At 26.1% G+C, this 22,821-nt stretch carries 26 protein-coding genes; 20 read left to right on the forward strand and 6 right to left on the reverse strand.

The genetic code is table 11. The features are described 5' to 3' along the window. Positions 1 to 49: 49 nt before the first annotated feature. The gene (glpK, locus tag ACRCYC_RS02900) at positions 50 to 1,588 is read left to right on the forward strand and encodes a glycerol kinase GlpK (RefSeq protein WP_438617671.1); all 1,539 of its coding nucleotides are present in this window, start codon (positions 50 to 52) and stop codon (positions 1,586 to 1,588) included. A gap of 105 nt (positions 1,589 to 1,693) precedes the next feature. After that, positions 1,694 to 2,245 (forward strand): hypothetical protein, encoded by a 552-nt coding sequence (locus tag ACRCYC_RS02905; RefSeq protein WP_438617673.1) that lies wholly within the window; start codon positions 1,694 to 1,696, stop codon positions 2,243 to 2,245. 50 nt (positions 2,246 to 2,295) lie between these two features. Here ACRCYC_RS02905 and ACRCYC_RS02910 read toward each other — a convergent pair whose 3' ends face one another. Further along, positions 2,296 to 3,063, reverse strand: coding sequence for a hypothetical protein (locus tag ACRCYC_RS02910; RefSeq protein ID WP_438617674.1), 768 nt, complete (start codon positions 3,061 to 3,063; stop codon positions 2,296 to 2,298). Positions 3,064 to 3,209: 146 nt separating this feature from the next. On the opposite strand from ACRCYC_RS02910, the gene ACRCYC_RS02915 reads away from it, so the two are divergent. Next, positions 3,210 to 3,536 carry a hypothetical protein gene (locus ACRCYC_RS02915; RefSeq protein ID WP_438617675.1) on the forward strand — a complete coding sequence of 109 codons (327 nt, stop codon included), beginning with the start codon at positions 3,210 to 3,212 and terminating at the stop codon, positions 3,534 to 3,536. Between the two features lie 55 nt (positions 3,537 to 3,591). On the opposite strand, the gene yaaA is transcribed toward ACRCYC_RS02915, so the two are convergent. Then, positions 3,592 to 4,365 carry a peroxide stress protein YaaA gene (gene yaaA / locus ACRCYC_RS02920; RefSeq protein ID WP_438617677.1) on the reverse strand — a complete coding sequence of 258 codons (774 nt, stop codon included), beginning with the start codon at positions 4,363 to 4,365 and terminating at the stop codon, positions 3,592 to 3,594. A gap of 149 nt (positions 4,366 to 4,514) precedes the next feature. Between yaaA and ACRCYC_RS02925 the strand changes: the two genes are divergently transcribed. Then, on the forward strand, positions 4,515 to 5,216 hold the full coding sequence (locus tag ACRCYC_RS02925) for a DUF975 family protein (RefSeq protein WP_438617678.1): 702 nt from the start codon (positions 4,515 to 4,517) through the stop codon (positions 5,214 to 5,216). Positions 5,217 to 5,277: 61 nt separating this feature from the next. On the opposite strand, the gene ACRCYC_RS02930 is transcribed toward ACRCYC_RS02925, so the two are convergent. Together ACRCYC_RS02930 and ACRCYC_RS02935 are read right to left on the reverse strand one after the other, a co-directional pair. Further along, entirely contained in the window at positions 5,278 to 6,906 is a 1,629-nt protein-coding gene (locus ACRCYC_RS02930) for a carbon starvation CstA family protein (RefSeq protein ID WP_438617679.1), read from the reverse strand. Further along, positions 6,903 to 7,367 carry a hypothetical protein gene (locus tag ACRCYC_RS02935; RefSeq protein ID WP_438617680.1) on the reverse strand — a complete coding sequence of 155 codons (465 nt, stop codon included), beginning with the start codon at positions 7,365 to 7,367 and terminating at the stop codon, positions 6,903 to 6,905. Before ACRCYC_RS02935 ends, ACRCYC_RS02930 begins: the two co-directional genes overlap by 4 nt. Before the next feature lie 208 nt (positions 7,368 to 7,575). Between ACRCYC_RS02935 and ACRCYC_RS02940 the strand changes: the two genes are divergently transcribed. From ACRCYC_RS02940 to ACRCYC_RS02955, 4 genes are read left to right on the forward strand one after another with little or no spacing between them, the layout of a single operon-like run. Next, positions 7,576 to 7,932 (forward strand): GntR family transcriptional regulator, encoded by a 357-nt coding sequence (locus ACRCYC_RS02940; protein WP_438617681.1) that lies wholly within the window; start codon positions 7,576 to 7,578, stop codon positions 7,930 to 7,932. An 11-nt stretch (positions 7,933 to 7,943) separates the two neighbouring features. Continuing rightward, positions 7,944 to 8,636, forward strand: coding sequence for an ABC transporter ATP-binding protein (locus ACRCYC_RS02945; protein WP_438617682.1), 693 nt, complete (start codon positions 7,944 to 7,946; stop codon positions 8,634 to 8,636). Then, on the forward strand, positions 8,629 to 9,462 hold the full coding sequence (locus tag ACRCYC_RS02950; RefSeq protein ID WP_438617683.1) for a hypothetical protein: 834 nt from the start codon (positions 8,629 to 8,631) through the stop codon (positions 9,460 to 9,462). The genes ACRCYC_RS02945 and ACRCYC_RS02950 overlap by 8 nt, the downstream gene beginning before the upstream one ends. Positions 9,463 to 9,465: 3 nt before the next feature. After that, complete coding sequence (locus ACRCYC_RS02955) at positions 9,466 to 10,701, forward strand: hypothetical protein (protein WP_438617685.1); 1,236 nt, start codon at positions 9,466 to 9,468, stop codon at positions 10,699 to 10,701. A gap of 66 nt (positions 10,702 to 10,767) precedes the next feature. Here the strand turns inward: ACRCYC_RS02955 and ACRCYC_RS02960 are convergent, their stop codons facing one another. Together ACRCYC_RS02960 and ACRCYC_RS02965 are read right to left on the reverse strand one after the other, a co-directional pair. Continuing rightward, positions 10,768 to 11,568, reverse strand: a complete 801-nt coding sequence (locus tag ACRCYC_RS02960) for a M55 family metallopeptidase (protein ID WP_438617686.1) — start codon at positions 11,566 to 11,568, stop codon at positions 10,768 to 10,770. Between the two features lie 152 nt (positions 11,569 to 11,720). Continuing rightward, on the reverse strand, positions 11,721 to 12,065 hold the full coding sequence (locus ACRCYC_RS02965) for a RidA family protein (protein ID WP_438617687.1): 345 nt from the start codon (positions 12,063 to 12,065) through the stop codon (positions 11,721 to 11,723). Between the two features lie 227 nt (positions 12,066 to 12,292). On the opposite strand from ACRCYC_RS02965, the gene ACRCYC_RS02970 reads away from it, so the two are divergent. The 12 genes from ACRCYC_RS02970 to ACRCYC_RS03025 all read left to right on the forward strand — a co-directional run bounded on the left by ACRCYC_RS02970 (position 12,293) and on the right by ACRCYC_RS03025 (position 22,574). Then, entirely contained in the window at positions 12,293 to 13,585 is a 1,293-nt protein-coding gene (locus ACRCYC_RS02970; RefSeq protein ID WP_438617688.1) for an NCS2 family permease, read from the forward strand. A 79-nt stretch (positions 13,586 to 13,664) separates the two neighbouring features. Continuing rightward, positions 13,665 to 13,826: a hypothetical protein gene (locus ACRCYC_RS02975; RefSeq protein ID WP_438617689.1), complete on the forward strand. Its 162-nt coding sequence runs from the start codon at positions 13,665 to 13,667 to the stop codon at positions 13,824 to 13,826. Positions 13,827 to 14,056: 230 nt separating this feature from the next. After that, positions 14,057 to 15,028: a sulfurtransferase gene (locus ACRCYC_RS02980; RefSeq protein WP_438617691.1), complete on the forward strand. Its 972-nt coding sequence runs from the start codon at positions 14,057 to 14,059 to the stop codon at positions 15,026 to 15,028. A 40-nt stretch (positions 15,029 to 15,068) separates the two neighbouring features. Then, the gene (locus tag ACRCYC_RS02985) at positions 15,069 to 15,233 is read left to right on the forward strand and encodes a hypothetical protein (protein ID WP_438617692.1); all 165 of its coding nucleotides are present in this window, start codon (positions 15,069 to 15,071) and stop codon (positions 15,231 to 15,233) included. A 92-nt stretch (positions 15,234 to 15,325) separates the two neighbouring features. Next, the gene (locus ACRCYC_RS02990) at positions 15,326 to 16,435 is read left to right on the forward strand and encodes a (Fe-S)-binding protein (RefSeq protein ID WP_438617693.1); all 1,110 of its coding nucleotides are present in this window, start codon (positions 15,326 to 15,328) and stop codon (positions 16,433 to 16,435) included. Positions 16,436 to 16,454: 19 nt separating this feature from the next. Then, complete coding sequence (locus ACRCYC_RS02995; RefSeq protein WP_438617694.1) at positions 16,455 to 17,111, forward strand: TVP38/TMEM64 family protein; 657 nt, start codon at positions 16,455 to 16,457, stop codon at positions 17,109 to 17,111. Positions 17,112 to 17,119: 8 nt separating this feature from the next. Then, positions 17,120 to 17,701 carry a CDP-alcohol phosphatidyltransferase family protein gene (locus tag ACRCYC_RS03000; RefSeq protein ID WP_438617695.1) on the forward strand — a complete coding sequence of 194 codons (582 nt, stop codon included), beginning with the start codon at positions 17,120 to 17,122 and terminating at the stop codon, positions 17,699 to 17,701. Between the two features lie 61 nt (positions 17,702 to 17,762). Then, on the forward strand, positions 17,763 to 18,632 hold the full coding sequence (locus tag ACRCYC_RS03005; protein WP_438617697.1) for a DMT family transporter: 870 nt from the start codon (positions 17,763 to 17,765) through the stop codon (positions 18,630 to 18,632). A 446-nt stretch (positions 18,633 to 19,078) separates the two neighbouring features. Further along, positions 19,079 to 19,237, forward strand: coding sequence for a hypothetical protein (locus ACRCYC_RS03010; protein ID WP_438617698.1), 159 nt, complete (start codon positions 19,079 to 19,081; stop codon positions 19,235 to 19,237). Between the two features lie 31 nt (positions 19,238 to 19,268). Beyond that, positions 19,269 to 19,904, forward strand: coding sequence for an endonuclease/exonuclease/phosphatase family protein (locus tag ACRCYC_RS03015; protein ID WP_438617700.1), 636 nt, complete (start codon positions 19,269 to 19,271; stop codon positions 19,902 to 19,904). 110 nt (positions 19,905 to 20,014) lie between these two features. Beyond that, entirely contained in the window at positions 20,015 to 21,301 is a 1,287-nt protein-coding gene (locus ACRCYC_RS03020) for a VanW family protein (protein WP_438617702.1), read from the forward strand. 298 nt (positions 21,302 to 21,599) lie between these two features. Further along, entirely contained in the window at positions 21,600 to 22,574 is a 975-nt protein-coding gene (locus ACRCYC_RS03025) for a serine/threonine-protein kinase (RefSeq protein ID WP_438617703.1), read from the forward strand. Positions 22,575 to 22,821 lie beyond the last annotated feature (247 nt).

Genomic DNA, 22,821 nt, shown 5'->3' on the forward strand with positions numbered 1-22,821 from the left:
TACTTAAAGGATAGTATCTTTAAAAAGATAACTTTAAGGAGCAAAGATCATGGAAAAAAAATATATAATAGCATTAGATCAAGGGACTACTAGTTCAAGAGCGATCTTATTTGATAAATTTGGGAATATAGTCTCATCTGCACAAAAGGAATTTACGCAAATATATCCAAAACCTTCATGGGTAGAGCATAACCCTATGGAGATATGGGGGAGTCAAAGTGGAGTTTTAAGAGAGGTTTTAGAAACATCATTTATAAGACCGGATGAGATAGCCGCAATAGGAATAACAAATCAAAGAGAAACTACAATAGTGTGGGATAAAAACACAGGTAAACCTATATACAATGCGATAGTATGGCAATGTAGAAGAACTGCAGATTTATGTGATAGGTTAAAAGAAAAAGGATTAGAATCTACAATAAAACAAAAAACAGGATTGATATTAGATGCTTATTTTTCAGCAACTAAAATTAATTGGATATTAGAAAATGTAGACGGAGCTAGAGAAAAAGCTGAGAATGGAGAGTTGTTATTTGGAACAGTTGATACTTGGCTAATATGGAATTTGACAAGAGGAAAAGTTCATGTTACAGATTATTCTAATGCATCTAGAACTATGTTATACAATATAAATGAATTAAAATGGGATGAAGAAATATTAAATGAGCTTAATATTCCCAAGAATATGTTACCAGAGGTTAGACCATCAAGTGAAGTTTATGGATATACAGATGAAGAAATGTTAGCTGGTGCTCAAATTCCTATTTCTGGATGTGCAGGAGATCAACAAGCTGCATTATTTGGGCAAACATGTTTTGGAAAGGGAAGTGTGAAAAATACATATGGTACAGGTTGCTTTTTATTAATGAATACAGGTGATAAAGTTGTTGAGTCTAAAAATGGATTATTGACCACTATAGCTTGGGGAGTTGATGGAAAAGTTAATTATGCGCTGGAAGGTAGTATATTTGTCGGAGGAGCATCTATTCAATGGTTGAGAGATGAACTTAGATTAATATATGACTCAGGACAATCTGAATATTATGCTAATCAAGTAAATGACACTAATGGAGTATATGTGGTTCCTGCATTTACTGGACTTGGAGCTCCTTATTGGGATATGTATGCAAGAGGAGCTATATTTGGACTTACGAGAGGAGCTAAAAGAGAGCATATAGTTAGGGCTACATTAGAATCTATAGCGTATCAGACGAAGGACGTTTTAAATGCTATGCAAGAAGATTCTGGAATGAAATTAAAATGTCTTAGAGTGGATGGTGGAGCTAGTGCTAATAATTTCTTGATGCAGTTTCAATCTGATATATTAAATGTTAATATAGATAGACCTAAGGTTATAGAGACTACAGCTTTAGGTGCGGCTTATCTTGCTGGACTTTCAGTAGGATTTTATAAAAGTGTAGATGAAATAAAAGAAAAATGGGAAATTAATACTGAATTTATTCCAACAATGGATGAAAAGAGAAGAATTATTCTATATAAAGGTTGGAAAAGAGCGGTGGGAAGAAGTCTTTTATGGGCTAAAGAGGATGAAGAATTGCTAGCTGAATTAAATAGTACTGATATGTAAGGTAACTTTCGATGTATAAAATTATAGAATATGTATAATATTTTCATATATAGGTCATATATTTATTATATGTATATGGTGTATAAAAATTATGGAGGTATACATATGAAAAAAGTTAGCTTGATTTTAAGTATAATATTTATAACGATATTTATAACAACTGGATGTAGTAGTTTAGGAAAAAATATAGAAAATGAAAATGCAAATATAACTGAAACTAATAAAATTGAAGAAACTATAAACTTAGATTTAGCAAACTTTAATATTGTAAGTAAAGATGTAAATACAAGTGAGACTATTGTATTAGGTAGTATATCGGTAAATAATAAGTCTTCAATTGAAGAAAAACTAAAGTCAGTTATAAAAGAAGTTTCAAAATTACAATTTGAAAATGCACCCATTGAGCTAGTTAAAGTAGAAAATAATATAGCTTATATAGATATAAAAGAAGGAGAAGATCAAAATTACTGGAGTCAAAGGTTTTTTCAAGGAAGCACTGGTGCTAGTATAAGTAGTTATGCATTAGTTGAAAATCTCCTTCAACGAGATTACGAAGGAGAATGGATAGATGGAATTTATATTAGTTATGAAGGAAAAACAGACGTAGAGTTTGACCATTTAGATATGTATTTCTTTGGAAATATAATAAAAAGATAGAATAATAGAATCGATTAAAATATCAAATTTTAATCGATTCTATTTTAATGTTATTTACATTTCACTAGAGAATTATTATTTATTAATTTGAAATTATGATTTTTTACTAATTCATTTATTAAGCTGTCAGCATCGTATTTGCAATAATTTATTAAACAGTATTTAGTATCATCTTCTAGTTTGTCAAATTCATTATATACATCAAATGTTGTAGAAAGTTTAATCATATCATCTCTAAGTTTATCCATATCTACTAAAATATGAGCGTAATCAAAGTTTAATTCTTTATTTACTATCATATCTGATATTATATTTAATAACTCTTCTTTATTTTTAAAGTTTATAGATATTAAGTTATTTTTATAATTATTAATAAGTTGAATTAATTCATTTTTATAGTTATCAAGTTCATTATTTATAAAATCCACAAATCCTTGTTGAGTAAATAAATTTTGAATATCATCTATTAATAAATTATTCATATGCTCTTCCCAAAGTAACAGTGCGAATTTACTGTAACTAGAATCAACAATAGGCTCACCTTTATAATTTTCAAATCTAGGATGAAGTCTATTATGAAATTTAGATATTGAAACTCTAAATAAATTGCCATCATGACCTTTAGGAATATTACTTATTATAAATTCATCCATATCACTTCCAATATAAATTTTTTCATTAGACAATAATTTTTTTGTATCACTTATTTTATCATTAGAAAAATCTATTTCTGGATTAGATATAGCTAGTTTAAATATTATTTCTTTATATATATTAGTTAATATATTATTTACTTCCATGTTGTAGTCGTATTTCATAGTCGGAAACCTCCAAATTTTAAGTCATTTTAATGTATACCCCAAATACTAAATTTTAACCTATAAAAAATAGTTAACTGATGAATAATAGAAATATAAAAAGTTAAAATTATATCAGTATAAGTTTTATTAAGAAAGGTGATTTAGTGAAAAATAAAAAAATAAAAATTATAAGTTTAATATTCGTTTTAGTTATAGGTGTCTTATCACTTATCGATGGGAATAATTTAAAAAACAAAAAAGAAATAAGTATAAATGATAAAATTAAAGATTCATTTATAGAAGAGGTGAGAAAAACAAAAAAATATAAATGGAGTAAGGAAGATTCTACTCAATGGGTAGATCGTTATAATATTTTAAATATAAGTCAAGTAGATTATAAAATTTATAATGTGGATGCAGAATTTATACTGACCAATAGAATAGGGAATAATTTTAAAATTAAAGATAGGTTTATTATATATATAAAGTGATATTCAAAAAGATATATACAAAAAATACATTGTATATATCTTTTTTATACAAAAATTATCTTGAAAATATAAAATTATTAGAATCAGACAGGTTAATATTGAAAGTATACCCATCGTAATTAAAGTTTTTTAATTCATTGGGTGAATTGATTTTATTTTTAATTATATATCTAGTTAAATAACCTCGAGCTTTTTTAGAGTAAAGACCAATAACTTTATAATCATTAATATTTTCTCTATAATCTTTAAATTCAACATTGATAATATTAAAATTTTTAGACAAATATTTAAAGTCAATAGCTTTAAAGTATTCATTAGAAGATAAATTAATTAAAGTTTTATCTGAATGATTATTAAGTTCACTATATAAATAATTAGTTATTTTATTTTTCCAAAATTTATACAAATCATTTCCAACTTCGTTTTTAAGTTTAGCTTTCATTTCTAATCTATAGGATTGAATTAAGTCAAGTGGTTTTAAAATTCCATATAGTCCTGATAGTATTCGAATATGGGTATTAGCAAATTCAAAATCATCACTATTAAAACTATTTACATTTATACAATTAAAAACTTGTCCATCAAAAGCAAGTATAGCTTGCAAATAACTACTTTTTTCAGTTCCTAAAATTTTATATCTATCATAATTTAAGTTAGATAAATCTTCACTTAAATTCATTAAATTGCTAATTTCAATTTTATCCAAAGTTTTTAATATTTTAATAAGATTATTAACATCTTCGTTAAAGAATGGTTTAGAAGAATTAATGTTTATATTAATATTTTTATCAAAGTTCATAGTTGTTGCTGGAGAAATTATTGTTATCATTGTACTCACCTCAAAATTTGTCTATATATAATATATATCAATAAAATAAAAATTTAATCAATAAATAAAAAGTTTTTAATATAATATAGGGTATACGTTTTTGAGTATATAATAACTAACTATCAAAGGGGGAGTTTAAAATTAATAGAGTGGAATTAAAAGAATTATCAAAAAGTCAATTAAAAGGCCATTGGACAACGCCTGTTTTATTAACGCTAGCTTATCTGGCATTGTCTATTGTACTAAGTATGTTACAAGATGAAGCAAGTTCAATTATTACAATAATACTGATGTTTACATTGATATTTGGACTTGGAGTATTTGCTACAGTAGGGCTTCCTAATTTTTATTTGGAGTTTATAAAAAAAACAGGAAGTTCAACGTTTAAGGATGTATTAGTATCATCTAATAAATTGCTAAAATCTTTATTTTTTACACTTATATTATCGCTAGTTGTATTTATAGCAACGTTTATAATGCTATTTATAGTTACAGCAGGAACTGTTTCATTTATTTTTTCAGATATAGCACTTTCAGGAGGCGTTGCTTTAGCTGGAATAATAATTTTGGTATTTACTATTTTAATTATAATTTTTGAACTAGCATTATTATTAACGCCATATATAATAATCGAACATGATCATTTAAGTACAATTGAAGCCATGAGTTTAAGTATTAAAATGATGAAGGGTAACAAGTGGAAATACTTCATTATAGAATTAAGTTTTATAGGTTGGGCAATTTTATCTATGCTTACTTTTGGAATTGGATTTTTATGGTTATCGCCGTATATAAGTTTAACACAAGCTAATTTTTATAAAGATTTAACTTATAACAATTTAAATGGTTAACGTACTAAAGGAGTTACCTAAAATTAAGGTAACTCCTTTAGTACGTTTTTTAAACTTTATATTAATTATTTGAATTTTCTTTTACCTTGCTATTTTTAATAAAAGACAATGCTTCTTTTATTAAAATTAATGCAAGAATAAGTAGTAATATAGCTATTATAACTAATATTGGATTAACACCTATGTTAGCTTTTATGTTAAAGCAAAGAGAAACTATAGTTACTATAAACATAAATACTATAGGAATGATAAATTCCTTAAAGCTTTTTTTCGAATTAGCAAGCCATATAGCTATTGCCATTAGAGCGATAGCAGCTAACAATTGATTTGCAGATCCAAATATTGGCCATATTTTTTCATAACCCATAACAGCTAAAAGTCCAGAACATATAACTGTAATGGTAGTCGATGCATACATGTTAGTAAGTGGATTCTTTTTAGTAGATTTTTTACTATCTAAACCATTAGTATCAAAAAATTCTTGGAATATAAATCTGCCAAGTCTAGTTGCAGTATCTAATGAAGTAAGTGCAAAAGCTGATATTGCAAGTGATGTGAAAGTTTTACCTACTGTAAATGGAATACCAAAAGACATCATAAAGTTAGCTATACCTTCAGAAAATACATTTACAGGACCTCCATTACCTAAGAGGCTTCCGAATTGTTTTGTAGAAATATAAGCAACAGTTATAAGTGCAACTATAGCAAGTAAACCTTCTATAAGCATAGCTCCATAACCTATTTTTTTTGCATCAGATTCTTTGTATAATTGCTTTGAAGATGTTCCAGATCCAACAAGTGAGTGGAATCCTGATATAGCACCACAAGCAACTGTTACAAATAGTACAGGAAATAGGTATTGACCATTTACATTAAAACCTACAAAACCTTCCATTTGAATTTCAGGTCTTAATATGATTATACCTAAAAGAGCTCCTGCTATCATTGCATATAACAAATATGAGTTCAAATAATCTCTAGGTTGAAGTAAAATCCAAACTGGAGTTACAGATGCTATGAAGATATAAAACATAAGTAAAACTATCCAAGTTTGTTTACTTAAAACTATGGGAAATAAGAATCCTAAATAGATACAACCAAACAACAATACAACACCTACTATTGTAGCTGGAATTAATGGCATTTTAAATCTATAGACAGCTATACCAAATAAAATTGCTAAAATCATAAAGAATACAGAAGCGCTAGCGGCTTGAGGCGTTGAAACGAAATTATCTGCAACTATATTTGCAAATGCAGCTACAACTAAAACTAAAGTTAACCAAGCAAATAGTGCAAAAAGTTTCTTGCCTTTTTTACCCATATTAGATTCTATTATTTCGCCTATAGATTTTCCGTCATGTCTTATTGATGCAAATAGTGAACCAAAGTCTTGTACGCCTCCGAAAAATATACTACCAATTAAAACCCAAAGTGCAACAGGTATCCAACCAAATATAGCGGCCTGTATAGGCCCTACTATAGGACCCGCACCCGCAATAGATGCAAAGTGATGACCTAGCAAAACTGGTGATTTAGCAGGAACATAATCTATTCCATCATATTTAGTATGAGCTGGAGTTTTTCGCGTATCGTCTACTCCCCATTTTTTAGCTAAATAACCACCATAACAAACATACCCTATAAAAAGAATAACTGCACTTATTAACAGTAAGGTTAATGAATTCATAATAAAACCTCCTTATAAAAATGTATAACATCTTTTGCATCGTAGTTATAAATAAACTCATTTGTTAATTTATCAAATAATATTAATCTTAGAGAAGCATAACCTTTAAGTCCAAACATATAGCTTTTTCTTTTTTTTATCTTAGGAATTTTAGCTTTAAGAGATTTATCTATATCTGTATAAGATATGAATAATGTTATAGCTGTAGACATGTGATTTTCATCAGTTTGAATAATATTTTTCATAGCATAATCAGAAAATTGTAATAATGTTTTTTCAAAAAAATCTTTAGATATACTATCTATGTCTTTTGCAAAAATGTATTCTCGATTATCATATGCCCAAATAACTTTTTTTTTACTTAAAAAGTATTTGGAGTTAGTAAGTAGATATTCTCCCATGAAATTAAATGCATAATTATCTATTTTATAGTCATCGTAGATATTAAATTGATTTTTCATGGAGTTTTTTAGTTTATATAAAATAATAGCACCTCCTTATCTTATTTATATAAATGTTAGTACTTTAATGTTTTAAATTCAATATTTAAATATATTTATATATAAAAAAACTATGGTCTAAATTTATACTTGAACTCTAAGTGTATTATATATATAATACACTTAGGAGTGTACTACTGATCTAGTACAGTGATACGGAGGTGAAAATATGAAATTTATTCCGAATGATAAAGAACCTGTTTATATTCAAATAATAAGATACATAAAGCAACAAATTGTAAGGGGAGATTTAAATTTAGGTGATTCTATACCTTCAAGAAGAGATATGGCAGTAAAAATGAAAGTAAATCCAAACACTGTTCAAAAAGCATATAAGGAGATGGAAGATATGGGGATAATTACAACACATAGAAATTATCAAAGTAATATAACTGAAGATAGTAAACTAATTGCAAAGATAAAAGAGGATTTAATAAATGAATCTATGAAAATATTTATAGAAAATATGAAAGCTATAAATGTCAATAAATCAGATCTTATAAAAATAATAAATGATAGATATTAGGTGGTGATGTTATGATAGAAATAAAAAATGCTAGTAAAAGATATAGAAAAGTAAAGGCTTTAGATAATATATCTTTTGAAATACATGAGGGTAAGATAACTTGTATATTAGGTATTAATGGAGTAGGTAAATCAACAATTTTAAAAGCTATATGTGGACTTTTGAAATTAGATAGTGGAGAAATACTTATAGATGGAGAAAAGATCAATCACAACATTTATAATAAGATATCATTTGTACCAGATATAGATAACTATTTTGCACAATTAACTATAAAAGAGAGTTTTGATTTTATGAAAGAGTTTTATAAAAATTGGGATGATGAAAAAGCTTATGAAATGTTGAGGATGTTTAATTTAACTGAGAATAGAAAAATAGTAGAACTTTCTAAGGGTAATATAGCCAGGGTTAAAATAATATTAGGATTTGCTCAAAATGCAAAATATACGATATTAGATGAGCCATTTTCAGGAATTGATATATTTAAAAGAGAAGATTTCTTGGGAATTATGACAAAGTATATAACAGATGAACAGAGTATAATAATTACTACTCATGAAATTGCTGAAATAGAAATGATAGCAGACGATGTTATATTAATAGATGAAGGACGCCTATCATTAGTATTTAATGCAGAAGAAACTCGCGAAGAAGAAGGAAAGTCAATAATAGATAAGATGAGGGAGGTGTATAAGAATGAATAAAATATTAACTTTGTACAATATAGAATTTAAAAGAATATACAAGTTATACTTTGCACTTATTGGGATGTTATTTATAGGTAACATAGGTGGGGTTGTAAAAAGTTTATATGATTCTATTGCAAAGATTAGTAATGAAAATAATATACCTATGAATTTAGATATATTAAATACTAGCATAGGATTTAATATTATAAAACAATTTACAGTGAAGGATATATATATATATGGCAGCTTATTACTAGGTATATGTGTATTAATGTGTTTGATATATTCTCTTATTATATGGTATAGAGATTATTATTCAAAAAGTAAAACTATATATACATTACTTAGTTTACCTCAGCCTAGATTTAATATATATTTATCTAAGCTAATTACTATAGTTGTTATGATATATGGACTTATAGTATTTCAATTTTTATTTTGGTATATAGACTTAAATATAGTAAAAATAATGGCGGATATAAGTTCTCCATCTTTTACTAATATATATACTAATATGATGCAACTTGAAAGAGAATTAAATATAGTTTCACCATATATAATTGAATTCTTAATGATTGATGTAGTTGGTGTAATACTTGCGGTAGTAGTTGTATTTACTTGTGTACTTTTAGAAAGAGCTTTTAGAAAGATTGGAATATTATTAGGAATTACATATGTATTATTATCGCTAATTGGATATATATGTATAATCGGGGTAAATAGCACTAACTTCAGAACATTACTGATTAGTCATATAATTTATTATATTGTACTGTTTACTTTATCTATATTTATATCATATAGATTAATAAATAAAAGAATTTTCATAGAAGGGAGGTAAATCATGAACAGAAAATTATCGATATCAGTTTTAGGTATAACTATAGCCTCTCTTGTAGTTTTAGGAGTATGTACTATAGTTAATCAACCTAAATATAAATTAATAGACATAAAAGGTGATAAAAGTGAATTAGGAGAGGTATCATTTATAACTCAATCTTATGAAGGGTTATATAGCAATACACAAACCACAACTTCAAAAGATGGTTTTGAAGTTAAGAAATACTCAAATGAAATAAAACAACCAAATCAATATTATGACCTTATTAATGGAAATGAAGATATTTTTAAATATGGATATACAGAAAATTTAGTATATGGAGATAGTAATAATGTAGGATATCTAGAAGAGTTGGGAGTTAACTATATAAATTCAGAAAAAGCAACTTTAGATTTCAGGATAGTTAATAAAAATATAAAAACTAAAAAAATTAATGAATATAATCTTACACTACCAGATACATTTGATTCAGATACAAATTTTGAACATGGATTTATAATTGGAATTAAGGATGAGGATGTATATATATTATGTAGTGGATCAACTGATTTAGAACATTCTAAAAACGGGCAAATCAAAGATAATAAGGGAATATTCATGAATGTATATAAATTTAATTTAAATACTAAACAATTAAAAAAGCAGTCTAGTATGGAAAAGAATAGTAGTAACAATGAACTTATTATTATCAACAATCAAATAAGCTTTGAAAATAATGGTAAGCTGTATACGATAGTTGAAAGTTATCCAAAACAAGATGAAAAAAGTGGGAAAATTTATTTAGCTTATTATGATATAGATAAAAATAAATTTGACTATATAAAAGAACCATTAATTACAAATATTGAATCAGAAAATTGTCAAAATATTAAATATAATATAGAAAATGATAAGTTGTATTTAATGACACAACACGATATTGATTGGAAAAATACAAATATAAATCAGTATGTAGTAGATTTGAATAGTAATAAAGTTATAGATGAAAATAAAAATTATAATGTAGAGAAATTAAATAAATCAGCTAGGATAGAAAACTTTAGAGTTATAGATGGAAAGATATATATATGTATGGATAATTACAATATTCATGATGAACAATCCAATAACAGTAATAAACATAAAAACACTATAATAGTAATAGATGAAAAAAGCAATAGGGTTATTTATATGGGTGAATATATAAACTATAAAGCAGATCGTGCAAATAACATTATTTTGAAAAATAATGAAATATAATTAGTAGAATAAACTATCTCAAAATACTTATTTGTTAAGCAAATGTATAATGAGATAGTTTATTAACTATATGGAAAATAATAGCATTCTAAGGATTTCAAAATAGTCATCTGTTTTAAAGCTGATAGTTTGACTATTATTTAAAATTACACCTGGGAAAAAAGAAGCTTTATATGCATCTTTATGACTTTTATATCTAATTTCAAGGTTAAAACTATTGGGAAGAGTAATTATGTATTTAGATAAATCAGTAGATAAAGATTTTTTAACTAGACGTTGTATATTTTTAAGAGCTAGTTCTGGGTGGATTGATATAGAAGAAGCTCCTATACCATTAGATACAGCTACAGTATTAATATTTGGATTAAGTTTTTTAGCTTCTTCACAAATCATTTCATCGCCACTTATGAAAACTACAGGAACGTTATAATAGCTAGCAGTATATGTATTGATAATAAATTCGCTAGCAAGTTCACCATTAAGTTTTATATAATCATAGGCTTTGCCATTTTTAGTATGAGACAATGGATTGCCAGATTTTGTAGCACCGCTATGATATCCAATAAAAATGCAAGCATCAAATTTACTATTTAAACCACTCATCATGGACAATGGATCTCCGGTCCAACCTCGCATGAGATTAACGTTTTCAGGTAACATATCAGGTAATATATTTCTAGCACTAGAATGAGCATCTTTAATTAATATATAATTAGAACCAAGTAGGTTGATGCCATTACAAGCTGCACTAACTTCTTTAGTCATTTGAATTCTATGATACATACTAAATTGTGAATTTATATTAGTTTCATCTACATCAACAATACCGCATGTACCTTCAATATCAGCACTTATAAATATTTTCATAAAATCCCCCTAAAATAATTTGTTTAATTATAATTATATATAAGTTTTACATAAATGTGCGAAAATTATGAAAATATATAGAATAAAAAAATAGATGTATCAAGGTATTTATCTAGACAAATACCTTGATACATCTTATTTTTATTTATATATTATTTAACAGCAGCAACAACTGACATTTCAACTAGTAAAGCTTCTCTAGCCATTCTAGCTTCAACACATGCTCTAGCAGGTTCGTGACCATCAACTACCCATGAATCCCAAACAGAGTTCATATCAGCAAAATCTTTCATATCTCTTACATAGATAGTTACTGATAAGATATGTTCTTTATCAGATCCATATTTGTTTAATAAGTCTTCAATCTTTTGTAAAACCATGGCAGTTTGTTCTTTAATATCACCTTCACCATGAGTTTGTCCGCATAAGTATACAGTATTATTATGAACAACTGCTCTACTCATTCTTCCAGTTCCTTCGTATCTTTTGATTTCCATAATATATTCCTCCCAATAAAACTATTAATTTAAACTCAGAGTTTAATTATAGAATAATATAAAAACATTTTCAATTAATCATTGAATAAAAATATAATTCATATTAAAACACATACAAAAAAACGTATACAAAAAATAATATTCGAAAAAATATGCAAAAATACTAAAATTATGATATTATATAATTCTGTGAAAAACAAAATTCGACATGAAAAGTGAGGAAGTAAATGGAGAAGTATTTTAGACTTAAAGAAAACAACACTACAGTAAAAACAGAAATGCTAGCAGGTGTTACTACATTTATGACTATGGCATATATATTAATAGTAAACCCTAGTATATTATCAGCAGCAGGAATGGATTATGGAGCAGTATTTACTGCAACAGCATTATCAGCAGTTGTAGCTACTCTTATGATGGGATTATATGCGAAGCTTCCATTTGCACTAGCTCCCGGAATGGGACTGAATGCATTTTTTGCATATACAGTAGTAATTGGAATGGGATATTCATATCAGTTTGCATTAACAGCAGTATTTTTAGAAGGTATCATATTTATTATATTAACTATATTTAATATTCGTGAAGCGATAGTAGACTCTATACCTAATAATATTAAAAAGGCTATATCTGTTGGGATAGGACTTTTAATATCTCTTATTGGGCTTGAAGGTGCAGGAGTTATAGTACACCCAAATGGAGGTGGAACTATAATTGCACTTGGAAATATAACGTCAGGACCGGCTTTATTAGCTATAATTGGTATACTAATAACAGCAATATTATTATCAAAAAATATTAAAGGTGCATTATTTATAGGAATGATAGTAACTACTATAATTGGAATACCTATGGGGATTGTAGACCTACCAACTAAAATAGTTAGTATGCCTCCTTCAATATCATCTACTTTATTTAGTTTTGAGTGGCATAATATATTTAGCATAGATATGTTAATTGTTTTATTTACATTACTATTTATGGATATGTTTGACACTATAGGTACATTAGTTGGAGTTGCTACAAAAGCTAAAATGTTAGATGAAGATGGAAAAGTTCCAAATATCAAGAAAGCATTATTTGCAGATGCTGTCGGTACTACAATAGGTGCTTGTTTAGGAACTAGTACAGTAAGTACTTTTGTTGAAAGTGCATCAGGAGTTGCAGAAGGAGGAAGAACTGGACTTACGGCCGTATCTACAGCGTTTATGTTCTTCTTAGCATTGTTCTTTGCACCGTTATTCTCAGTTATAACTCCGGCAGTTACTGCATCAGCATTAGTCTTAGTTGGATTATTTATGATAGAACCTATAAAAGAAATAGATTTAGTTGATTTTACAGAAGCTATACCTGCATTTTTAACTATAATAATGATGCCATTATCATATTCTATAGCAGATGGCATTGTATTTGGAGTAATATCTTATATAGTATTAAAATTATTCTCAGGAAGAGCAAAAGAGATAAGTGTAACTACAGTTGTAATTGGATTAGTATTTTTACTTAAATTTTTAATATAAATAACAATTCTTTTAATATGAGAATATAAATATAAATTATGTGTAAAATAATTTATAAAATATTAAAAGAGGTGAAAACATGGCTAAGAAAAATAACATGTTTAAAGAAATGGGACATAAGATGGAAGATTTAGGACATGATATGTCTAAAGGTATAAAATCTTTTTCAAATTCTGTGGAACATGCTAGCGAAAAGGTAGCTAAAGATGTGAAAAAAGCTAGTAAAAAAATGTTTAAATAGTTATTAATAAGGACAGCTTTAAAGCTGTCCTTATTTTATTACATAAGTATATGTTTAAAAGTTAAATACCATAAATTATAAATACATAATGCTATATAGATTATAACTATAGTTGAATTTTCGAATATAGTTTTTTTCTATGATAGATGTGAGATTGGGTATGATATAATCCAAGATGTAATGCAGAATACGACAAAAATTCACAAAATTAGCGCAATAGGAGGAAATATATGAAAATAAGAAATAGGAAAGTAATTTTATTAATTAGTTCATTATTTGCAATAAGTATTTTAGCAGTAGGGTGTAGCAACGAAAAGAATACTCAAGGAGAAGTTAAAACAAAACAACAAACAAATATTGAAACTACTAAAAATGACTTCACTTATGATAATAATGATTATTTTACAGATATAAATTGGTTAGAGAAAAATTTAAATAATAAAGATACATTAATAATTGATGCTAGAAGTGAAAAAGATTATAGCAAAGGTCATATACCAGGAGCTATAAATGTTGCATGGCAAAGTTTTTGCAATATGGAAGGAAAAGGTGGAGATAAAGGATGGGGAACTTTACTAGATAAAGAACAACTATCTAAAATATACTCAGATTTGGGGATAGATAAAAATAAAAAGGTAGTAGTATACGCAACTAAAGATGGATGGGGCGAAGATGGAAGGTTAGTATGGATGTTTAAAGAAACTGGAGTAGATGCTAGAATGTTAAATGGAGGCATAGATCTTTGGAAATCTGAAGGAAAAGAAATATCAAAAGAAAAAGTTGATCCTAAAAAATCTGAATTTGTAGTTGAAGAATTGAAAAATGACATGAATATAGATACAAAAAGCTTAAAAGATAATATGGGAAAAGTTAAAATAATAGATACAAGGGAAATAGATGAGTATGATGGAGCTACTAAATATGGTGAGGTTAGAGGTGGACATTTACCTAAATCTATAAATATACCATTTAATAAGGTATATAACGAAGATGGTACTATAAAACCTAAAGCAGAATTAGAAAAATTGTTTAAAGATGCAGGATTAAACAAAGATGATGAAATAGTAACTTATTGTACAGCTGGAATTCGTTCAGGACATATGGCCTTAGTTTTAAAATCTTTAGGGTATGAGAACGTTAAAAATTATGATGCTTCTTACCAAGAATGGGCAGGGGATAAGACGAATCCTATAGAAAAGTAGCTATATTTTCGTGGATTAGTTCTATGGCAGGAGCTGCTTTATGGCAACTGGAATTGGTCAGCTAACAGCTACAATAATATACTCATATGTAGGTGGAATGCTTACAGGTGGAGCTGAATTAATGATGATGGAAATACGTACATTAAGTTCTATAAGTGTATTTATATATCTTTTGAAAAAAGTATATAATGAAAAACAAAGATAAAATAGAAATTAAAAAGGGATATTTCAAAGCTCTGCTAATTAAGCGTTTTGAAATATTCCATTTTTCTTTATCTTGGATTGGGGTGGTATAAAGTGAAATTAAAAGAAGATATTATAATTAAAATAAATAAAGATAAAAATCAGTGCGTGGATTGTAAATTATGTTTTAATGATTGTACTATGATGAAAAACTTTAGCAATTCTCCAAAAGAGTTAATGACTAATATTTTAAATGAGAATATAGATATAAATGAAGTTTCATATTCATGCATGTTATGTGGGTTATGTACTGAAAGATGTCCACAGGGGATAGATCTAAAATCTACTTTCTGTGATATTAGGAAAGATATAGCTTTGAAAAATAAAAAATTTTTAAGAAAGAAAGGTTATAGTGTTGTAAGATTTCATCAAATTAATAGCTTTTCCAAAATATTTTCAAAAAATATAAATTTAAATAAAAGCCAACAAATATTTTTACCAGGATGTAGTTTAAGTAGTTATAGTGAAGATATTGTTTTAAGTATATATGAATATTTAAAAATACATTATGAAAATATAGGTATGACTTTTATGTGTTGTGGTAAACCAACATTAGCAATGGGAGATATTAAGAAATTTGAAAAATACTATTCTAAATTTGAAAAAGAAATATGTTCTGGCAATATTACTGAAATTATAGTAGCGTGTCCAAATTGTTATAATACTATAAGTAAAAATAGTAAAGGAATAAAGGTAACTTCTATATATGAAGTTATAAAAAAATTTAAAATACCACAAAAATTAAAAAATAATTACCAAAATTTAGAATTGGCAGTACATGACTCTTGTTCGGTAAGAGGGGAAATTAATATACAGGATAGTGTGAGAAGTATATTAAGTGAGCTAGGTATAAGTATTGTTGAGTTTAAAAATAATAGAAAAAATACTGTATGCTGTGGTGCAGGAGGTATGGTTGGAGTTACTAATTTAGAAATAGCTTTAAAGCAAGTTTCAAATAGAGCAAGTGAAACAAGTTGTGAAAATATAGTTTGTTATTGTGAATCTTGTTGTGAATCATTGATTAATTGCAATAAGAATATACTTCACATTCTTGATTTATTATTTAATGAAGATGTTATAAATCATAAAAAAATTACTCAGAGTAAAAGAGGAACTATGGATAAGTGGAAAATTAGATATAAAACGAATAAATTATCAAAATAATTAAGGGAGAAGATTGGGTATGAATCATAAATTAGATAAAGTTTTTAAAATATTAGTATCTGTAATTATAATTTTAATATTAGGTAGTATTATATATAAACTATTTAGCATGAATATAGATGTAGAAGATATACAGGTGTATGTAAGTTCATTTGGAAAATTGGCACCTATAGTGTATATAATAATGTTTGCGTTAGTTCCATTGACTCTTTTTCCAGACTCAATACTAGCAATAGGAGGAGGAATAGTATTTGGACTAGCTAAGGGATATATATATACTGTAATAGGTGCATTAATAGGAGCAAGTATATCTTTTTATATATCAAGAAAATTAGGACGAAATTTTGTAAAAAAGATTACTAATGAAAAATTAGATAATATTGAAAATATAATAAATTCAAAAGGATTTTTTGTTGTATTAATACTAAGATTAATTCCATTGTTTCCATTTGATATAATAAGCTATAGTGCAGGGCTTACATCTATAAAATATAAAGATTTTTTAATGGCTACGATTATAGGGACGGTACCGGGTATACTTGTATTTACAAATATAGGTGCGCAATCAGTTAATATTGGGAGCAATAGTTTTTATATATCTATAATTGCACTTGTAATACTTATTTTAGGATCTATATTACTTAAAAATAAATTTATGAATTTGCAAAAAAAATAGGAGGAAATATGTTAGATACACATGGAAGAAAATACGTAGACCCAATTATAAATGGAGGTGCGGATATTTTATTAAAATTAAAATTAAGTGCTAATAATATAACAATCTTAGCTCTTTTAGTAGGTATATTAACTAGTGTATTTATATATTTAGATATGAATATATTAGCGATTATAACTCTTTGGATATCTGGATATTTAGATGCTGTAGATGGAGCTGTAGCTAGAAAAACTAACACTTCATCTATGTTTGGAACACTTATGGATATAACTTTTGATAGGGTGGTTGAAACGTTAATGATATGTACTCTTGCTTTAAAATATATAGATGCAAGAATGAATTTTATAGTTCTTTTAGTATGTATAATAATATCTATGACTATATTTTTAACGGTTGGAGCATTAGTAGAGAAAAAAGGAATGAAATCATTTTATTATCAAGCTGGTGTAGCAGAAAGAAGTGAAGGTTTTTTACTTTTTAGTTTGATTATAATGTTTCCTAATTATGTTATGTTTTTTACCAATATATTTTCATTTATTATTTTAATAACTATTGTGCAACGGATAGTAGAAGCAAAGAAGATATTATAACTATAAAATGATTTTATGATATACTGTATACGATAAAATACTATGTTGGAGGTAATAAAATTTGAAAGAAATTAACATAAGTGATAGGAACAAAGGCATTATATTTATTATAATATCTGCATTTGGATTTGCTATGATGTCAGCTTTTATAAAATTGTCAGGAGACTTGCCTAGTTTTCAAAAAACTTTTTTTAGAAACTTAGTTTCGTGTATAATTGCATTTATATTAATAGTAAAGTATAAAGAAAGTTATTTTGGAAGTAAAGAAAATAGAAAGGTATTAATTTTAAGATCTATATTTGGAACTTTGGGAATTATATTAAACTATTATGCTATTGATAGATTGGTACTTTCAGATGCTAATATGTTAAATAAATTAAGCCCATTCTTTGTAATAATATTTTCGGCTATATTTTTAAAAGAAAAAATTAAGACTAATCAAGCTATAGCAGTTGGGATAGCATTTATAGGAGCTTTGTTTATAATAAAGCCATCTTTAAACTTTGAAATGATTCCATCTATGGCAGGTATTTTTGGTGCCGTATTTGCAGCTTCTGCATATACTTGTTTAAGAGTTTTAGGTGGAAAGGAAAAATTTTACACTGTTGTATTTTTCTTTTCCTTGTTCTCAACGATAACAATATTACCCATTACTATTATTGTATATCAAGATATGACTTTAATTCAGTTTGGATATTTAATACTTGCTGGTATATTTGCAAGTATGGGACAGTTTGGTGTAACCTTAGCGTATAAATATGCCCCAGCTAAAGAAATATCTATATTTGATTATTCGAATATAATATTTTCGGCTATTATAAGTATAATAATATTTAATACTATTCCTGATAAATATAGTTTTATAGGATATGTAATAATATTTTCGGCATCTTACTATATGTTTTTATATAACAAAAGAACTAAAAACTAATGATTTAGTTTTTAGTTCTTTTGTTATATAAAGCTTGTAAGTAAATATAAAATTAATATTTTTATATAAAATGTACATTATTTATATAGAAATATTAATTTTATTGACAATATTAAACTTATAGTATATAGTATATTGTATACAAAGTAGAAAATAACCTCTTAAAAATAGATAAAATAAATAAATGCGAAATATAGGAGTACTTTATAAATGGCAAAAGTCATTGTAAAGTACTCTTATTTTTTTATGAAACAAAATAAAAACATAAACTATTAAAAAATGACAAAAAAACATAAAAAATAATATTTTCCTATTGAAATCGAACGAGTGTTTGGTATATAATATTCTTTGTAGAGAACGAGTGTTCGTAAAAATATTGGTAATAAATATTAATGTTTAGCAATATAATAATATAAATTATTAATTAATAAAGGAGAGACTAACTAATGATAATATCAAGTAGAAGACTAAAAGATATAACTGTAAATAACCTAAGAAATGGAGAGGTTAGTATAGGTGAGTTAGATGAAATATATAAAAAAATGGGATTCTTATTTGTTATAAGTCAAGGTAAGTGCACTAGGGTGAGAAAAGAAAGAAGCTAATTAAATTATTCTTATAGAATTAGGAGGATAAATGAAAATAGTAACTTATAATATTCACAAAGGAATGGATTTAAATAATGAAGATAAGGTAGATGAAATACTAAAATATTTACAAATAATAGAAGCTGATGTTATATGTATTCAAGAAGTTTTAAGTGATATACATGAACGAATAATACATAAACTGAATATTAAAGGATATTTTTTATCTAATGTCAATTTAAAAGAAGGTAAGTATGGTGTAAGTATATATTGTAATGAAAAAATATTTGCAACAAAAGGCTACCATTTAACTAGTAAAAAAGAACAAAGAGGGTTTATTCACTTAGAGTTATACCTTAGTAATAAATTAATTAATATAATAAATCTACACCTAGGGTTAGATTTAGACGAAAGAAAAAATCAAATCGAAGAAATTATGGATTATGTAAGTCATTTAAGAGGTAAAATTATCATATGTGGAGATTTTAACCAAATAAATTTGAGTATAAATAATTTTTGTGATTTAGCAAGAATATTTGATTCTGAAGATATAGAAACTTTTCCAAAAAGCAAATCAAGAATAGATTATATATATATATCTAATAATATAAAGCCTACCAAATATTCAGTAGATTTTATTAACTTATCTGATCATTATCCTGTAATAGGAGAATTTAAAATATAAATATACATTCCCTCTATAATTGTGACAATAAAGTTACATATGCATGAGAAATATTGTTTTAATAATTTGTTTTAAATATAATTATATTAAGCAAATTAGGGGGGAATAAAATGCAACAAAACATACTGATAGAAGAAAATAACGATAGTGAAAAAGTTAATAACGATAGAAGAAAAAAAATACGTATAATAGGAGTTATTGCCATTCTTATTATAATGGGGATTTTTGCAATAAATTGGTTTAACAATAAATATATATACAATGGGAAAATTGCTAACAATGTATATGTAGGAAATGTGAATGTATCAAATTTAACTGAAGAAAAAGCTAAAGAGCTGGTAAACAATAAATATAAACCTAAAGATATTATTATAAAAAGTGAGGATAAATCTTTTAGTATAACTCCTTCTGATATAAATCTAAAATATGATGTAGAGGGGATTGTTAAAAATGCATATGATTTAAATAAAACTGATTCTTATTTTAAAAATGTAAAAGAAGTTATATCATTACAAAGTGGGAGCAAAAAAACTTTTGAAATAAAACCGACATACAGTGAAACAGACTTAGTTAATTATCTAAAAAAAGTATCAAAAGATATAAATGTAAATGTAAGCGATGCGAAATTACATATATCTGGAAATGGAATTATTAATGTAACACCGGCTGTTATAGGACAATCATTGGAATTAGATTCAAGTAAAATTGCTATAAAAAAATCTATAGATGAAAATAAATTTAATAGCGTTGATTTAGTAGTTAAAAAGAGTAACCCTAAAATAAGTACAAGTGTATTACAAAGTGTAGATTCGCTTTTAGCTAGCCATAGTACTACATTTAATAATTCATCACCAAATAGATCTCATAATATAATAAGATCAGCAAATAGCACTAGTGATATAGTACTTATGCCAGGTGAAGAGTTTTCATACAATAAGACAACTGGTCCTAGAAGTAAGTCTAATGGATATAAAGATGCACCTGTAATAGTAAATGGAAAAGTACAAGATGGTCCAGGTGGAGGTGTATGTCAGGTTTCTACAACTATATATAATGCAGTATTAAATTCAGGTTTAGATATAACTAAAGTTAGGAATCACTCATTACCATCTGCTTATGCTCCTATGGGTAAAGATGCAACGGTTGCATATGATTACTTAGATTTGAAATTTAGAAATCCTTATGGTCATCCTATATACATAAAAAATACAGCATATAACGGTGTTGTAACTAGCAAGATATATGGAAATTCAAATGATAAGCAAAATATAAACATAATAGTAGAAAAAGTAAAAAGTGGAAATGGTAATGTAGTTAAAACATATAGAGAGTTTAAGGATACATCAGGGAAGATAGTTAAAAATGAATATATAACAACAAGTACATATAAGAAATAATAAAAAACACTAAATAATAAAAAAATATATCCGTATATAATTTTAAGTATGAAGCAAAAGCTAAGTTTTATAAAAATTATATATGGATATTTTTATGAAAAGGAATAATATGTATTTGCATTTGAAATAGATTTAGAAATAAACAAAGTGGGTATGATCACATAAGTAAAATATAATATTACAAAAAAAATTAAGTTATTAAATCTGCCATATAATACTTAATACTTACGGTAATGTACATAAAATGATATAATTGTAAATAAATAACAATTAAAGATTAAATTTAGGGGGGAGTTTTTTGATATATATAGGCAACAGATATAAAATAATAGAAGAAATTGGAAAAGGATGTAGATCTTGCTTATATAAAGGTAGAGATTCCTATGATAATCAGATGGTTATTATAAATATAATTGATCCAGGCATAATAAATAGTAAAAAATTTGTATCAAATTTAATAGATGAAGCGACAACAATAAATGAAATAGATTCTCCTAATATATTAAAAGTTAAAGATGTAGGTGTGGATACATTAGAAGATGGATCAGAACTATATTATACAGTTAGTGAATATATAGAAGGTAGTACATTAGAACAATTAACTAAGTACCATAGATTAAATTTAGATGAAATTGTAATTATATTAAGACAAATATTAAATGCATTAGAAGTTGCTCATAGCTATGATATATATCATGGTAATTTACAACCGAGCAGTATAATTATAGATGAAGGATATAATGTTAAATTAAGTAACATAGGTATTATAAAAGCTAATAATAAAATTTTTAATAATGGAATAAAGATGTTTTCTAAAAGTTTAAGATATATGTGTCCACATCAAATTTGTTTAGGATATACAGATAAAAGTAGTGACTTTTATGCACTTGGAGTAATTATGTTTGAATTAATATTTGATGAACATCCATTTGGTTCGGTTGAAGACGAAGAAAAGATGTTGAAAAAAATGGATAAAGGTTTAAATTGGAAAAACTTTAACACTGAAATTGTTCCAGAAAAAATATTACATATAGTAAGTAAATTATTGCGTATAGATACTAGATATCAAACACCTCAAGAAGTTATTATAGATTTGAGTGAATACATGTATGAAGTTGAGAATATATGTGATAAAAGTAACGATTTAATACAGGAAACTGTGTCAAATGAAAAAATAAAAACACAAAAAAAATCTTATAAATTAAGGAAGGCTATGGTTGTTGGATTGGTAGCGATTGTATCATTCTTAATATTAGGTATGACTATTATATAAAACTGGCTTAAGTTAATCTTTAGTCAGTTTTTTTATTTGATTGAATAAAAAATGATATAGGTTGAAAAATAATAACTATAAATAATATCGGAGGAAATATAACCTATGAATGTTAAAAATCTAAAAAATGAAAAAATATATAATAATTATATAGATTATACTAATTTGATATTTGATGAGGTTATAGTTATAGATACTAATAAAATAAATGGATTAAATCAATATAAAGATATAAATTTTTCAAATA

Source organism: Paraclostridium sp. (assembly GCF_051657365.1).
In the GTDB taxonomy this organism is placed as follows: domain Bacteria; phylum Bacillota; class Clostridia; order Peptostreptococcales; family Peptostreptococcaceae; genus Paraclostridium.

Excerpts from the sequence above, each read along its gene's own strand:
- glpK (WP_438617671.1), top strand. The coding sequence starts at position 50 with ATGGAAAAAAAATATATAATAGCATTAGATCAAGGGACTACTAGTTCA.
- ACRCYC_RS02905 (WP_438617673.1), top strand. The coding sequence starts at position 1,694 with ATGAAAAAAGTTAGCTTGATTTTAAGTATAATATTTATAACGATATTT.
- ACRCYC_RS02910 (WP_438617674.1), bottom strand. The coding sequence starts at position 3,063 with ATGAAATACGACTACAACATGGAAGTAAATAATATATTAACTAATATA.
- yaaA (WP_438617677.1), bottom strand. The coding sequence starts at position 4,365 with ATGATAACAATAATTTCTCCAGCAACAACTATGAACTTTGATAAAAAT.
- ACRCYC_RS02930 (WP_438617679.1), bottom strand. The coding sequence starts at position 6,906 with ATGAATTCATTAACCTTACTGTTAATAAGTGCAGTTATTCTTTTTATA.
- ACRCYC_RS02935 (WP_438617680.1), bottom strand. The coding sequence starts at position 7,367 with ATGAAAAATCAATTTAATATCTACGATGACTATAAAATAGATAATTAT.
- ACRCYC_RS02940 (WP_438617681.1), top strand. The coding sequence starts at position 7,576 with ATGAAATTTATTCCGAATGATAAAGAACCTGTTTATATTCAAATAATA.
- ACRCYC_RS02945 (WP_438617682.1), top strand. The coding sequence starts at position 7,944 with ATGATAGAAATAAAAAATGCTAGTAAAAGATATAGAAAAGTAAAGGCT.
- ACRCYC_RS02950 (WP_438617683.1), top strand. The coding sequence starts at position 8,629 with ATGAATAAAATATTAACTTTGTACAATATAGAATTTAAAAGAATATAC.
- ACRCYC_RS02955 (WP_438617685.1), top strand. The coding sequence starts at position 9,466 with ATGAACAGAAAATTATCGATATCAGTTTTAGGTATAACTATAGCCTCT.
- ACRCYC_RS02960 (WP_438617686.1), bottom strand. The coding sequence starts at position 11,568 with ATGAAAATATTTATAAGTGCTGATATTGAAGGTACATGCGGTATTGTT.
- ACRCYC_RS02965 (WP_438617687.1), bottom strand. The coding sequence starts at position 12,065 with ATGGAAATCAAAAGATACGAAGGAACTGGAAGAATGAGTAGAGCAGTT.
- ACRCYC_RS02970 (WP_438617688.1), top strand. The coding sequence starts at position 12,293 with ATGGAGAAGTATTTTAGACTTAAAGAAAACAACACTACAGTAAAAACA.
- ACRCYC_RS02975 (WP_438617689.1), top strand. The coding sequence starts at position 13,665 with ATGGCTAAGAAAAATAACATGTTTAAAGAAATGGGACATAAGATGGAA.
- ACRCYC_RS02980 (WP_438617691.1), top strand. The coding sequence starts at position 14,057 with ATGAAAATAAGAAATAGGAAAGTAATTTTATTAATTAGTTCATTATTT.
- ACRCYC_RS02985 (WP_438617692.1), top strand. The coding sequence starts at position 15,069 with ATGGCAACTGGAATTGGTCAGCTAACAGCTACAATAATATACTCATAT.
- ACRCYC_RS02995 (WP_438617694.1), top strand. The coding sequence starts at position 16,455 with ATGAATCATAAATTAGATAAAGTTTTTAAAATATTAGTATCTGTAATT.
- ACRCYC_RS03000 (WP_438617695.1), top strand. The coding sequence starts at position 17,120 with ATGTTAGATACACATGGAAGAAAATACGTAGACCCAATTATAAATGGA.
- ACRCYC_RS03010 (WP_438617698.1), top strand. The coding sequence starts at position 19,079 with ATGATAATATCAAGTAGAAGACTAAAAGATATAACTGTAAATAACCTA.
- ACRCYC_RS03015 (WP_438617700.1), top strand. The coding sequence starts at position 19,269 with ATGAAAATAGTAACTTATAATATTCACAAAGGAATGGATTTAAATAAT.
- ACRCYC_RS03020 (WP_438617702.1), top strand. The coding sequence starts at position 20,015 with ATGCAACAAAACATACTGATAGAAGAAAATAACGATAGTGAAAAAGTT.